Source organism: Aeribacillus sp. JST-2 (genome assembly GCF_056032925.1).
The window spans coordinates 1-13,427 of sequence record NZ_JBVVUU010000054.1; the positions used below are offsets into that span (position 1 = coordinate 1).

At 36.3% G+C, this 13,427-nt stretch carries 14 protein-coding genes and 5 pseudogenes; 8 read left to right on the forward strand and 11 right to left on the reverse strand.

Going from position 1 to position 13,427, the window contains the following annotated elements:
- Window positions 1-512: 512 nt before the first annotated feature.
- From AC0KTX_RS15370 to AC0KTX_RS15385, 4 genes are all read right to left on the reverse strand, one after another.
- The gene (locus tag AC0KTX_RS15370; protein ID WP_474252989.1) at window positions 513-770 is read right to left on the reverse strand and encodes a helix-turn-helix domain-containing protein; all 258 of its coding nucleotides are present in this window, start codon (window positions 768-770) and stop codon (window positions 513-515) included.
- 13 nt (window positions 771-783) lie between these two features.
- Complete coding sequence (locus AC0KTX_RS15375; protein ID WP_474252990.1) at window positions 784-1,455, reverse strand: GOLPH3/VPS74 family protein; 672 nt, start codon at window positions 1,453-1,455, stop codon at window positions 784-786.
- Window positions 1,456-1,954: 499 nt separating this feature from the next.
- Window positions 1,955-2,236 (reverse strand): alpha/beta fold hydrolase, encoded by a 282-nt coding sequence (locus tag AC0KTX_RS15380; RefSeq protein WP_474252991.1) that lies wholly within the window; start codon window positions 2,234-2,236, stop codon window positions 1,955-1,957.
- Between the two features lie 129 nt (window positions 2,237-2,365).
- A complete protein-coding gene (locus AC0KTX_RS15385; RefSeq protein ID WP_474253001.1) occupies window positions 2,366-2,614 on the reverse strand; it encodes an alpha/beta fold hydrolase in 249 nt (82 codons plus the stop codon).
- Between the two features lie 692 nt (window positions 2,615-3,306).
- Here AC0KTX_RS15385 and AC0KTX_RS15390 point away from each other — a divergent pair.
- The 3 genes and pseudogenes from AC0KTX_RS15390 (at window position 3,307) to AC0KTX_RS15400 (ending at window position 4,074) form a co-directional block, all read left to right on the forward strand.
- Window positions 3,307-3,534 carry a T7SS effector LXG polymorphic toxin gene (locus tag AC0KTX_RS15390; protein ID WP_474252992.1) on the forward strand — a complete coding sequence of 76 codons (228 nt, stop codon included), beginning with the start codon at window positions 3,307-3,309 and terminating at the stop codon, window positions 3,532-3,534.
- Window positions 3,449-3,817, forward strand: coding sequence for an RNase A-like domain-containing protein (locus tag AC0KTX_RS15395; protein WP_474252993.1), 369 nt, complete (start codon window positions 3,449-3,451; stop codon window positions 3,815-3,817). The genes AC0KTX_RS15390 and AC0KTX_RS15395 overlap by 86 nt, the downstream gene beginning before the upstream one ends.
- A 13-nt stretch (window positions 3,818-3,830) precedes the next feature.
- Window positions 3,831-4,074, forward strand: a pseudogene (locus AC0KTX_RS15400) (contact-dependent growth inhibition system immunity protein).
- An 89-nt stretch (window positions 4,075-4,163) separates the two neighbouring features.
- Here AC0KTX_RS15400 and AC0KTX_RS15405 read toward each other — a convergent pair.
- Both AC0KTX_RS15405 and AC0KTX_RS15410 read right to left on the reverse strand, forming a co-directional pair.
- Window positions 4,164-4,466: a sigma 54-interacting transcriptional regulator gene (locus tag AC0KTX_RS15405; protein WP_474252994.1), complete on the reverse strand. Its 303-nt coding sequence runs from the start codon at window positions 4,464-4,466 to the stop codon at window positions 4,164-4,166.
- A 1-nt stretch (window position 4,467) separates the two neighbouring features.
- Complete coding sequence (locus tag AC0KTX_RS15410; RefSeq protein ID WP_474253002.1) at window positions 4,468-4,554, reverse strand: sigma 54-interacting transcriptional regulator; 87 nt, start codon at window positions 4,552-4,554, stop codon at window positions 4,468-4,470.
- Between the two features lie 300 nt (window positions 4,555-4,854).
- Between AC0KTX_RS15410 and AC0KTX_RS15415 the strand changes: the two genes are divergently transcribed.
- Window positions 4,855-5,136 (forward strand): hypothetical protein, encoded by a 282-nt coding sequence (locus tag AC0KTX_RS15415; protein WP_474252995.1) that lies wholly within the window; start codon window positions 4,855-4,857, stop codon window positions 5,134-5,136.
- A 685-nt stretch (window positions 5,137-5,821) separates the two neighbouring features.
- On the opposite strand, the gene AC0KTX_RS15420 is transcribed toward AC0KTX_RS15415, so the two are convergent.
- From AC0KTX_RS15420 to AC0KTX_RS15430, 3 genes and pseudogenes are all read right to left on the reverse strand, one after another.
- The gene (locus AC0KTX_RS15420) at window positions 5,822-6,079 is read right to left on the reverse strand and encodes a transposase (protein WP_474252996.1); all 258 of its coding nucleotides are present in this window, start codon (window positions 6,077-6,079) and stop codon (window positions 5,822-5,824) included.
- Between the two features lie 328 nt (window positions 6,080-6,407).
- Window positions 6,408-7,157 (reverse strand): HIRAN domain-containing protein, encoded by a 750-nt coding sequence (locus AC0KTX_RS15425; protein ID WP_474252997.1) that lies wholly within the window; start codon window positions 7,155-7,157, stop codon window positions 6,408-6,410.
- Window positions 7,158-7,419: 262 nt separating this feature from the next.
- A pseudogene (locus AC0KTX_RS15430) lies at window positions 7,420-8,577 on the reverse strand (IS256 family transposase).
- 473 nt (window positions 8,578-9,050) lie between these two features.
- On the opposite strand from AC0KTX_RS15430, the gene AC0KTX_RS15435 reads away from it, so the two are divergent.
- The gene (locus tag AC0KTX_RS15435) at window positions 9,051-10,106 is read left to right on the forward strand and encodes a DNA cytosine methyltransferase (RefSeq protein WP_474252998.1); all 1,056 of its coding nucleotides are present in this window, start codon (window positions 9,051-9,053) and stop codon (window positions 10,104-10,106) included.
- Window positions 10,107-10,432: 326 nt separating this feature from the next.
- Here the strand turns inward: AC0KTX_RS15435 and AC0KTX_RS15440 are convergent, their stop codons facing one another.
- Window positions 10,433-11,476, reverse strand: coding sequence for a hypothetical protein (locus tag AC0KTX_RS15440; RefSeq protein WP_474252999.1), 1,044 nt, complete (start codon window positions 11,474-11,476; stop codon window positions 10,433-10,435).
- A gap of 130 nt (window positions 11,477-11,606) precedes the next feature.
- Between AC0KTX_RS15440 and AC0KTX_RS15445 the strand changes: the two are divergent.
- Window positions 11,607-11,796, forward strand: a pseudogene (locus AC0KTX_RS15445) (transposase); the annotation flags it as partial.
- Window positions 11,797-11,808: 12 nt separating this feature from the next.
- On the opposite strand, the pseudogene AC0KTX_RS15450 reads toward AC0KTX_RS15445, so the two are convergent.
- Window positions 11,809-12,082, reverse strand: a pseudogene (locus tag AC0KTX_RS15450) (transposase); the annotation flags it as partial.
- 420 nt (window positions 12,083-12,502) lie between these two features.
- On the opposite strand from AC0KTX_RS15450, the pseudogene AC0KTX_RS15455 reads away from it, so the two are divergent.
- Together AC0KTX_RS15455 and AC0KTX_RS15460 are read left to right on the forward strand one after the other, a co-directional pair.
- Window positions 12,503-12,755: pseudogene (locus tag AC0KTX_RS15455) on the forward strand (IS110 family RNA-guided transposase); the annotation flags it as partial.
- A 49-nt stretch (window positions 12,756-12,804) separates the two neighbouring features.
- The gene (locus tag AC0KTX_RS15460) at window positions 12,805-13,299 is read left to right on the forward strand and encodes a site-specific integrase (RefSeq protein ID WP_474253000.1); all 495 of its coding nucleotides are present in this window, start codon (window positions 12,805-12,807) and stop codon (window positions 13,297-13,299) included.
- The last annotated feature ends 128 nt before the right edge of the window (window positions 13,300-13,427 follow it).

Consider the following 13,427-nt stretch of genomic DNA (forward strand, 5'->3'; position numbering starts at 1 on the left):
TCATTGACACTATGGTTCTATTGTAAGTGGGGAATTTTATTCCGGCTATATTGGGGATTTTATCATCGGCTTTAACAAGTGTTTTATTTTCCGGTTACACTCCCATTTATTAAGTGTAACTATAAATGATGGTAAAATCTTTTTCCTTTATAAAGTTTTCTATTGAAATTAGTATTAATGGGGCCATTTAATTAAATAAAAGATTGCATAAACCCCATCTTTTTATGCAGAGACTTGGCGCTCTTAAATGCACGTAAATGTTGATTTATCAGCTGGATGAACAATATATTGCGGCAAGTTGGGGTTATCGGAAAAATGGTTTTTTCAGCCCAATCATAAAAAAAGTAAGACAAAAGAATGCTGTTAAATCAACATTCTTTTGTCTTTTATTTGGAAACATGTGACACTAAAATGGGCTTTTCAGACAGCCCCATGATAGAGAACTTTGGTTAGTATTGATTATGTCAACTAAGTTTGAATATGATAACCATCGTGGAAAATAAATTTCACTTCTATAACAACTTCTCTTTAATTTCTTTTATCGTTAGCCCTTGATCTTCTTTCAGCCTTTTAATCTCCGCCAATCGTTCAAGTGCTTTCACACGAGGATATTTCCTTGTCAACCTGATATCCTCCTGCTTGAACGGAATAAGTCCCTCCTCGGTGTAATATTTTATGGTGCTGTAACGTACTCCTGACAGTTGAACCAATTCACTAATGCTTACATGCTCTGATTTCTCGATTTTCTCTAAACTTCTCCGTCTTGCCATCTTTTATCACCTTCTACGTTGCAGAAGCAGCACTTGTAGCAATTGCAGCGTCGATATTCCGAATTGCTTTATCAATAGATTTAATGGTTGCAAAGATTTTTTCTTTACGAAGCTGCTCAATTTTTTGTTTCAATGCTTTGCGCTCAAATTCAGAAAAATAATCGTTTAACATTTTTTTTGCATTTAAGAACAATGCTAATACAATGGTATGCTCTTCCACTTTGCCATCTTCTAATAGTTCAGCTCGGATTTTTTCAACGATGTAATTGCGGGTGTTTGCGACATCTACATATTTTTTCTTCGGCACAACAAACAAGATTTCGCTATTTTCCACTTCTAGAACCCCTTTTTCGACAAGGCTCTCTACAACTAATTGATACACTTCACGCTGCTTAAAGATGTGCTGGTAGAAATATGATACCCATTTTTTGATTTTCTTCGGTTTTTCTGAAGTCATGATTTCTAATAAACGATCAAGGGACTTATCTCCAGTAGGAGCAGAATCTACGATCGTTACTGTATCGTCTTCTTCAAATTTCACCTTGCCTTTTAGAGATAACTCTACTAGACAAGCCATGACAGTATACAGTGCGATATGCTGCCGGAAAATCGATTTTAGTTTATTTGTTTCACGGTCTAAAGCTAACAATACAAATTCTTGAGGAATCGTTAATTCTTTTATCATTGGACTTACCTCCCGTTTTTAAAATGTGTTTGCGATTTGACATTCTTACTTGCTACTTACTACTTATTACTTACTACTTATTACTTACTACTTACTATATATAAAAAATGAAAAAATGCAACCCCGAATTTATGATTTTTTAAAAATATGCAAATTTTTTATTTCCTGTAATCTCTGCTTTAAGGTAAATATGCTTTGTCAACAATCATAAATTTTGTATAATGCCGATAAGGTTTCCCTGAAAGGTTTTGGAATGGATGGCGGGATGAACTGGAGCGGTTATGATGTCAACTATTCTAACGACAAAATAAACGATTTTTTTCTAAAAATACCATACCATGTTTACATTTTATCCCAAAGCGAAAAAAATTCCTCTCCCGTTTGGGAAAGGGTTTTAATTTAATGAAGTAGATCCCAATTAATCTACTCTGGTCGATTAGAAAGGTAACAAATGCAATATCCCTTTTATATCAGCACCTCTTAATGAAATAATTTCAAATCATTTATGAAAGGAAGTCTTTATTTTAGAAATAACATCAATATTCTCCATTACAATTTGGGGATGAAGTGTAGGAATCATATGACCAATATCTGGAATCACCTTATATATGGCACAGAGGATATCTTTCTTTGTACCAAATGGATCTTCTTTTCCAACTGCAATAACTGTTGGAACTGTAATTTCCTTATATTTTTCACATATATTTTTAGAAGTTTTAGGGAAAAGCAAGTATATCCTCTCTGTTCGCTCTAAAGTGATTTGGACGAAATGCTTATGCATATACCTCTTCCTTATACACATCAGGTATTGGTTCAGGTGCAAATGTCTCTCTTAACATGGAAGTTGCTTTTCCTTCAGCCAATGGAGTTTTTAAAATGTATTTTAATATAATCTTTCCTAATATTGGTGTTATGACAACTTTAGATAATAAGTCGTCATGTTCAGCAGGAACCCCCCTCTTTTATACATTGCACCGACTAATATTACAATCCCAGCAACTTTCTCTGGAAAGTGCATAGCATAAGAAAGGGTCGTAGTACCATTCCATGAATGGCCAACTAGAATAATAGGTTGTCGACACCAAGTTCCTTTAGCAATACCATCTTGTTCAATCCATGTCTGTGCTGATACGCTTTCTGTTCCAAATATTCCGTCCAGGGAGACACCTACTGTGCAATGAACGCACTCAACACTTTTCCACGTGAGGACGTTTCATAAGATGGCATGCTTTTTTATCATAAAAATATTTGTGGAAGGAAAACTTTTGAAATTGTTGAATAGAAACATTGAGGTGAAACAGATTAAAACAGATAACTTGTCCGGTTTGTAGAAAAAAGTTAGAAAAAAATCAATTGATCTATTTTGACCGAAAGAATGTTTTCTATCATGTGCCGTGTATCAAAGATTTAACCATTATGAAAGGCATTGGCTGGCTGAATGATGTGACGGAGCTGCATCCGTTTCCTCCACTCGAATGAGTGGAGGAATTTTTATTTATGGTGTAAAATAAATCTTTTCATAACCGATAACCACTGTTTATCACTAGCCACCTCTATGATGTATTTCCTATTTTTTGTCTGAATGGATAGTAAAGAAGCTCTGTTTTCGGAAATTGATTCCATTTTTGGTTGACAAGAAACTTGGAAAATTATGATAATAGCAACAGATAAAAGGAATTTCTGTGTAGGCAAGTTGTTATAAGATTTACATAATTGAAGTTCGATACGGTGAAACCATCCCAAGCTGTAAAACGCTTTTCATAAAAGCGGAAAACGAGGCATGGTCCAGCATTGAGATATTTTGAAGTAGATCAAAAAGCAGCCCGCCACATTTTTTAGGGAGACGGTGCGATGAAAGTATTGAAAGTATCCGAAATCCACAAAGAAATTGATCGTTCTATTCAAAAAAAGAAAGAAGAGAAAAAAATACTCGCCATCCGCAAGGCGCTGAACAAAGTCATTGATTTAGGCGATTCCTTAAAGGGCGAAGGCGGTGAGGCGATTAAACAGCATTTTACAGTTCTTCATATTCCCGTTCTTCTGCAATTGGAGGCCTTTCTCGATCACTATCTTCGATGACCCTAAAATAACAGGTGCATCAACTTTTAAAGATAGAGCTACTGCTGAGAAAATTGCTAGTAAAGTTCTAAACGATCCAGAAAACATGAAAAAAATACAAAAGTGGCTATCTAATCCTAATAGTAGACCGACCTTACCATTAAGATATAAAAGGGATGGTGAGGTTATTGGACGAAGCGTTGAAAGAGGATCAAATTTTGTTGAAAATGTAACTAACGCAAAAATCGTGCTGAAAAAAGATGGAAAGGGTAATTTTATTCTGACAGGTTATCCAACCAAATAAAGGAGAAATATCAATGAATGATCATCAAGCTTTTGAGGAAGTAGCTGACTTTTTAGCTGGAACTTTTCATCAAGATATGGGGTCACCAGAACAAGCATTATTTTATAGTTGAAGCCACAAAGGAATGTTTAGAATTTACCTTGGAAAGTTTACTGGTTTTTATGAGAACAAATACAACCGAAAAAGAGAAAGAAGACTTCATTAAATCTCATGCAGAAATTTATTTTCCTGCTATGGGATTAACACCTTTAGAATAGCTGGAAAACGTAATTGAGCAATTAAAAGAAGCTGTAAAAACAAAATAGGACGATAAATGTTTGAATACCTTGACTGAGTGAAAACTGTTTCAAGGTTTCTTTTTTCTTAGAGGGAAGTGACGAATAAACCGGGAAAGCAACAACCAAATGTATATTATAAAACAGTTGTCTCGATTCGTCGCAGATATAATCCTTATATCGACATTTCTGATTGTGCTGCTTCCTAAACGCATAAAGGATTTTTCCTGTGTGAGATGGAGAAGTTTAGCCTGCAATGATGGGGAATTTTCACTTATTTCATCTAAAAAAATTGTGCCGCCATTTGCGACTTCTAATTTCCCCGGACGGCTCGAATTGGCGCCAGTGAAAGCTCCTTTTTCATATCCAAACAATTCAACTCTCTAATAGTTGCTCCGGGATTGCTGCACAATTTATTGATACAAACGGCCCCTTACTTCTCTCGCTAAGGTCGTGAATCATCTTTGCAATCAAACTTTTTCCCGTTCCGCTTTCCCCTGAATCAGAACTGTCGCATCTGTATTTGCTACCCGCTCCACAAGCTGAAAAATTTTTTTCATGGCAAGGCTTGACAGGAAGAAAAATTTTCGATGTTTCACATAATTATCCAATAGGCAAAGGAGCTCTGGAAGATAAAAAGCAGATTATTTACGACCTAACTAATTCTAGAGTAGTTTTGATTAGAGATTCAACCAATGAGCTAGGATTTAGGATTTTGACTGGTTTTCCAATAGTTAAATAAGTTTTGTAGGTGGGGATATCTTGAATGAAGAATTAAACTTTGAAACGTTTAAATATTTTCTTGAATGTTATTTTAACGTAAGTGAGAACTATAATGAATTAGATAAAATTGTTAATGATTTTAACTCATTCGAAAATATTAAGTATCGTAAAAAACTACTGGCAGAGTTAAAACTAATTTTGCAACAAGAGCATTGGGATATTGTTCAGGGGTTCGTTAAAAAATATGGTATGAGAAAGATGAATGAAGAAAAACTAAAATGGTTAATTCAGATTATTTTGGATAATTTAGATCCTAATTGATGTGAACACGACAGTTCGTAACATTGCCTCTGCATTTTTATTACTTGAGTTGAGCAAAAAAGCCCTATATATTAACAAATAAGATAAAAGAAGAGACATAAACAAGCTACTTTGGATGATTTAGAAGAATTGAGGCAATTAATAAAAGAACGTGAGGAACTTTTGAAATCTTATACCGATTAAATTAGCACGACCTGATGACTGTGCTTTTTTATTTCACCCGCAATTTTTGCCCCGCATAAATTAAATTTACATATCTGTGCGAGCGTGCTACCGGGTCAAGTCCAAATTATTGTGTAAATTCCCCTTTGATAGAAAACATGGATCTGAGACTTGACGTATGGCAGGTAAGTCCGGCAAGTCTCCCTGCCGGTCGCCTTCCCGGACAAACGATCATGTTGTCAAGGAACAGGCGTATCAAGGAGCTTTCGCGGCATATCCTCGCTTCGATCCGGTATTCCACGTTCTCCTTGACACGACGAAGAGGTTATCCTACTCTCTTGATCGCCGGAGCCTCCTGATTCACCAATCGAGCTTCTTGCTCTTTCATTTTCTGCCATTGCCAATATTCGGACATATCCAAGTATTTGCGCCCAACATCCATTTTTCATCGATTTCGATCAACACAGCACCAACGAGGCGGTACACCGATTCCCGGTTCGGAAAGATGCAAGATCACCCGTTCTCAGCGGCGGATTTCTTCGTTCAGCCGTTCCACCCCATTGGTCGTGCGAAGAAGCCGCCGGTAACAATCAGGATAATCCAATACATCCGTGTCGTCCTCAAATCCTTCTTCGAGAATTTGCATGACTTTTGGCGCCCATTTCTCCATTTGGCCAGCACTTGTTCCAATAGCAGCCGGGCTGTTTGCTTGTTTGGGGCATGAAGAAAAGTCATGGTTAACTGACTTTTTGAAGCCCCTTTGTGTGTTTGATATTAACATTAATCGACTTTATTGTAGTTTTACATTTTGAGTTTAGGAAAATAGTTTACTGAAATATCTTAACACGATGTTATTATTCGAAAATTCAACTTTCTGAACATTGTCCATTCAAACCCAAGCACACCCAGCACTAGCAACAAGAGAGTTGGTAAAAAAACTCAAGGTTCCGTTCATAAATGCTCCAGCATAACATCTCGTCTATTACCCGCCGCATCCCGCTCCTTATTTGTTTTTCAAAAAACTCTTTTCCAGCAAACCGAGGGACAAATGAAAAGCAATGCACTTATTTTCAACGACATCGCAACCTAAAACTGAATTTACAAAATGGTTATATCATTTCTAACTGCAAATCATGCACCATATTTAAATTCCGTTCCTTTAAAGACGGAACCAGTTTCCCACAAACGCTTATATTTACTTTCAATTGTGGGAGAGCTTCAAAATGAATGGAGTGAATTTTTGCTTCATAATCCCCATCGTTCTCCATAAGCTGAAACATAAATTCACTATAAAAGGCTGGAATATATCCTAACTTACGCCCTTGGCTTGTTAATACAATCACTGCTTTCGGATCTTGTTCATTCTCTGGCTCTAGTTGAAACTGTACCTTTTCTCCGATTTTTAGCTGTTTAAGGATTTGTTCCCCTTCATAATATCTCCAGCCAGCAATATAAAAATCAAAGTCAAAGTGATTTCCGTACACATAAATAGGTGCTACAAACTCATATGAATCAGTCGCAAGTCTGCCGCCGGTAGCTCGCAATAAATCCATTTCCGTATAATCACTTGACAAGCCGTGCGTCCGCAAAATTTCTGGGAAATCAGGGCGGCGATGATCAGGCAAACGTCGTTCGAAAGGCTCGAATAGCCTGTCAGAAACGTATATTTTATCGATATCGCGAAACGCTAAATGTGGCTGATATCCGTTTTCTAATGCGTCTAATAATCCCCTTCTTTTTCTGCTTTTTTCATAATAAAATACATATTTGCCTTCGTGATGTACTAAATTCCCAATATGATATCGCTGGCGCGTACGTTCGTTTTGCCAAATAAGCCAAAGTACAAAAGGACGGGTCATTTATTTCACCTCCATATACCAATTTATTAGCCACTCTCTTCGATATTGTAATAATTTTAATACCCATTCTTTATAAACTTTACTCATTGCTTCTTCTGAAATTGGTACCGTCAAGAATTTTGTGTAATGTAAGATAGATAGGGTATCTCTGAAATGAATTTTAGAAATAGAGGGGACTGTTTCCTCCCCACAGGAGACTGAATATTCAGTCTCCTGTGGGGAAAGGGAGAATCCCCTTATTTTGTTTATTTATAATATTTGGTTAATAATAACGTTCTTCAAACATTCGCTGGAGTGCTTCATGCGCTTCGGCAAATCCTCGTAACTTTCGCCCTGCCCATTTCTCATTATAGTCTTGGATCGTCAAATACACGACTTTTTCCGCGGCTTCTAAACTACTTAAACTGTTCATCGGCTTTAGGCGTTTCCGAATCCCCTTGATCGTTCGTTCGATGGCATTCGTCGTGTAAATTACACTTCGAATACTGTTTGGATCATTCATAAAGGTGAGGAGGACATCCAGCTCATTGGCCCAAGATTGCACTTCTCTTGGGTACTTGCTCGACCATTTCGATTCAAACTGTCGAAACATCTCCAATGCGATTTCTTTACTCGGAGATCGATAAATGAGTTTCAGTTCCTCCGCCACTTCGAATTGGTCTTTTTTCCGTACACGGCTGAGTGTGTTCCGGACTTCGTGAACGACACAACGCTGTACGTCAGCTTTCGGATAAACAGCTTTAAAGGCTTCTTCCAGTCCCGGTAGTCCATCGAATACGCCCAGAAACACTTCCTTTACGGATTGTATAGTTGTTGAAGAATCTCCTGCCATCCATAGGCGCTTTCTTGTCCTCCCACGAAAAAATTGAGAATTTTGCGATATCCTTCTTCATTTACTCCTAACACCACATAAATAACTTCTTTCTCTACCGTATCGCAGCAAGTTTCACGTACAAACCGTCCAAATATAAGACTGAATAACGCTTGGGTAGTGGACGGTTGCGCCATTTTTCGATATCTTCCTTTACGACATCAGTAATACGGCTGATCGTCGCAGGAGAATAGGCATTTCCTAGAATTCGTTCAATAAACTTGCCACTTTCATACGCACTCATGCCACTTTGATACATCTTGATGATGGCTTCCTCCAGCCAGCCGGTGTGGCGTTGGTAAGGAGCAAACAGCTGCGTTTGAAATTTCACGTTTCTGTCTCTTGGGACCAAAAGCCCTTCAATCCATATTGTGTATCTAGATTTCGTTGATAGTAGCCGTTTCTCATATTGGATGTGTCCGCTTGTTCGATTTCGAGAAAATGTTTGATCTCTTCCCGCATAATCAGTTCTAATTTTTCTTTTACAAACTGACGAATGGCATTTTCCAGTTGATTTGCCCAGTCGATATTCGATATACTTTTAGACATAGGTAGGGTTCTCCTTTCTTTGTAATGTTTAGGTCCAAATCAGAGAATACCCTACCTTTTTTCTTTTAGTCTAGCAAAATGCTTTACACAAAATTTTATACATCATCTATTTTACAATTTGATTACTTTCTTATTGGGTAAAAAGATTATTATAATCAACTATGACTGTGTTGTAAGTGTGATTTTATTGTTACACATTTACACTTTAACACAAACAATTAACGACTGCTTTTCAACACCCTTATATTTAAAAAAATGTTTGTAATTTATGTTACAAACTGAATATAGGAATTTTAAAAATTTTATCACTATACTTAATAGGCATGCTTAAAATATATTTATAAAAAAACATAATTCTTGTTTCTTTAATTCTGGAATTATAAAATATTTTTTATAAAATGCGAGTATAGCAATATAATATTAAAAATGATTCACATTTAAATCACTTTATTATATATTAAGTAGGTGAAGTAATGTCTGAAAATAATTTCAAAGTTGTGTCCTTATTTAGTGGATGTGGTGGCTTGGATTTGGGATTCTTAGGTGGCTTTAAATTTCTAGGAAAAGAATATCCAAGAACAAAATTTGATATTATTTGGGCAAATGATATTTATCCACAAGCTTGTGAAACATATAGATATAATATTGGTGACCATATATTTGAGGGAGACATTACTCAAATAGATGTTAATGTTATTCCTAAAAGCGCTGACGTGGTCATAGGAGGCTTCCCATGTCAAGATTTCAGTGTTGCTGGAAAAAGACAAGGTATTACTGTAAAGCGAGGAAGACTATACCTAGAAATGAAAAGAGTTATCGAGCACATTATGCCAAAAATTTTTATCGCAGAAAACGTTGAAGGTTTAGTAAATATGGAAAATGGTTTAGTTCTAGAAACCATAAAAAACGATTTTAAAAATATAGATAGTAGCTATTCTTATAATGTGGCTCACTATTTATTACATGCGGCTGACTATGGAGTTCCACAAATACGAAAAAGGGTATTTATTGTTGGAGTACGATCTGATTTAGATATTGAATATATTCCACCTACTCCAACACATAATGAAAGTAACTGGGTAACTGCTAAAGAAGCAATAGATGATTTGTGGGGGAAGGAAAACGACGAAACAGTTCCCAACCATTCACAAATATCTAAAGCTAAATTTTATCCTGGTAAAAAGTTGCAAGGAAATAATCAAATAAAAGCTGACGCTCCTTCTGTAACTATAAGGGCTGAACATCATGGAAATATTGAAGCACACTACAGGACACTTAACCCAGACGAACCAGATAATCCTCAATATTGGAGACGATTAACAGTAAGAGAATGTGCTAGAATTCAATCTTTCCCTGATAATTTTGAATTCAAGGGATCTGCAACTCACACTTATAAACAAGTTGGGAATGCTGTTCCTCCTGTACTAGGATGGTACATAGCAAAAAGTGTTGAAAAAGCCCTATTAAACGTACATGTCACCCCATCAAAATCTAAAAATGGATACGAACAATTGCGTTTATTTATATAAAAAACTCTTAATTTAAACTTTTAGTTTCTGTTCAATAGCCACAATACATTCTAAGCAACCAGTATGTTTTGGTAATCAACCGAAGCACACAGATTGAGTTATTAATTTGAAACCATTTTAATTAATGCCCTATGATTTTTAACCTTGTGTAAAACTTAAATTCCCAATTTCTCACCCAGCTTGGAAGCATATTCCACCCTTTGCTCCATGCATAATTCTTCAAATGAATTTCGTTCTTTTAATTCCATAAAAAACCCCCTTTAAGTAATAGTGTAGCCCCCTCTACTAATGGGATTTTTTCACTGTTTACTTAAAGGGGGATTCAATTAAAATTGTATATCAGGCTTTTTTAACCCTTCATAAAAGATTTCCGATGGTTTAATGTTTTTAGGAATAGGAATGGCTAATTTGTCGATTTGTTTTAACCATAAATGAAGCTTATTTTTCTTTAGCTCATGATGTAAAGATATTATCCCCAGATCTATCCAATGCTCATATAATACTTCACTAGGAGTTTTTTTGATAAAATTATGTATATTTTTGGCATCATTATATAATTTTCCAAATATAGCAGGAATCCCCTGTACATATTCATTATTAATAATTAATGAAACTTTACCACCGGCTGTGAACAAATCTCTACTAAAAGTAACTTGATGATTATTAAGGAGATAAAGTTGAGCTTTCTCGAATTTAGAAGATGAATTGGATACAACTTCAGGAAATAATGCAAATAATTCAGCTCTAAGAGCATTTTGTCGCTCTTCACTTAAAGTTTTAAATTTTTTTATAATAACTGATCTTTCTCCTTCATCCATCCACCAGACAATTTCCCCAGGTTTTAATTTACTTTTTAAATATTTTTTTATTTCTTGTCCTTTTTCTCTAGGTTTGAGTTTTCTATAAGTATTATAAGAAATACCTAGTTCATTTAATATTGAATTTCCTCTTGGAAGCTCCATATTTATGTAAAATCTTGGAGAATGAGTTACTTTTACATCCGCCAGACAATTTTCATAAAGATCATATTTTACTTTTATTTGATTTTTGCTAACTTTTCTTCCAAAGAAAACATAAATATCTTCAGTTACTTCATCTCTATATGTACTTTCAAAAATACTATTACCTGTCGACTCCCATTTGTTTGATTTTGAAAATTTCACTTCAATTCCGTAACTTCCAACTATAATATCCGGGAAACTCTGTTTTCCAGTTTGCTCCACCCAACAAGAGGAAATCTCTGCAATAATTTTATAAACATAGTCTTCAAACTCTTCTCCCTTTTCAATATGACAAAGATCTTCGCTCTCAATAATACTTTTCGCATTTTCAAGAATAGTCAAAAATTCTTCCTTAGATATTTTTTTCATTTTGCTCCTCCTCTATTTAAGTTAAGCTCATATAATTGTAAAAAAGGGAATAGAAAAGGAGCCATGTTGCTTCCCCTTTGGTAAAATAAACAGTGAACCAAAAACACCAAACATAAGGAGGAATGCAACCATGGCTCAATATCATATTACCCTAAATGATGAACTTTTGCACGGGTTATTCACCAGAGATGAGGGATTAGCTAAGCTACTGGAACAAGTCCTGAATCAAATACTCGAGGCCCAAGTAGAAGAACAGCTGGGGGGCTCGTCGTTATGAACGAACGGAAGAACGAAGAGGTTATCGAAACGGTTCGTATCCACGCTTATACGTGTTCATGCAAGGAACGATGATTCCAGTTTTGGATAATCGGATCCAGTCCCTTGCACAGCGAGGAATCTGTGGATTTGGAAAACGAAGTCCCGCACAACTCCTCTGTGAATTGGGTGATTTTTCGGGTAGACACCCCGTTTACCACCATTTCCATGAGTTGCCAGTACCAGAGCTTGTTCGCTTCGTTGATACCGTTGGAACAGTTCCGTAGAGAACTCTCCATCTCTTGTTCGTGGAACGCGCAAGGTCAACCGTCCCACCCGGGTTGTCAGCTTCAGGAAGATTCGGAAATGAAAAGAGTGGGATAACCCCTTCGCTGTGTCAAGGAGAACGTGGAATACCGGAGCGAAGCGAGGAAGAAAACTCCTTGACAACATGATCATTGGTTCGGGAAGGCGACCGGCAGGGAGACTTGCCGGACTTACCTGCCATACGTCAAGTCTCAGATCCATGTTTTCTATCAAAGGGGAATTTACACAATAGACCCATTCTCGTGGCAAAGAAAGTGGGGGTAAGCTTTTAACAATAATAAACTGTCAAATTATTATTGTATTTTCACTAGAGAAGGTCGTATAATACTCGTCATTGTTAACAAGCGTTACATAAATTGTAATTTTCGTAACGGGGGGATGTAACGTTAAATGTTGTCGGGTATATACGAGTCTCGACACAGGGGCAAGCAAAAGTTACAAGCTGTTAGCCACAACACTTGTTCAAGAAAGAAAGCAAAAGAAATACTAGAACTTGTGAAAACAGATGGAACGACCACCAAACAATACCAAGAAACACGGGATTTCCTCGTGCAAAGCATGGGATTTGCGCTTTAAAAAGCAGGAAATGGCATTGGTCGAAGGAGAACTAAGAAAATTAATGAAATTACTCGATTACCAACTGGAGACAATGCCGGGAATTGATGTAGTGACAGCATCCGCCTTGGTTGCCGAGATTCGCATTACAGTGGGATCATCTAGACTTACATAATGGGCGAGTAAAAATTTTGCAAACGATTGATTATGAAGCTGAATCGGATGATGAACTTTTTGGCGATACAAAAACGTATAACTCAGAACGTGAAATCCCTATTACAAAAAGGCTTACGATGGAATTAAAAGCTCATAAAATTCGTCAAAATGAAAATAAGTTAAGATTTAAAGAAAAATATAAGCGTGACTTAGATCTTGTTTTTTGTCGTGAAGATGGATCACCACTCCCAAAGTCAACACTCTTTAATGCCTTTAGGAGAATTTTAAATAAAGTGGATCTGCCGAATTTAAGTATACACTCATTGCGGCACACTCACGCAGTTTTAATGTTAGAATCCAAAGTTGAAATGAAATATATTCAAGAAGCATTAGGGCATGGTTCGATTCAAATCACATCGGATGTTTATTCCCATGTTAGCAAAAAAATTGAGAATGATGCCATTCAACGATTTGAAAAACATACGGAAGAAATTTTTGAAGGGGGCAAATTGGGGGCAAAAATCGACTAAAGAGAAAAAAGCTCAATGTTTGCCCCAATATAAAAACTGGACTGACCCACCTATTTGAGACACAGAAAAAACACCTATGCTGCCTGTTTCCTGAAATCAACAGGAGACAGGTAGTTTAATTTTGCCTG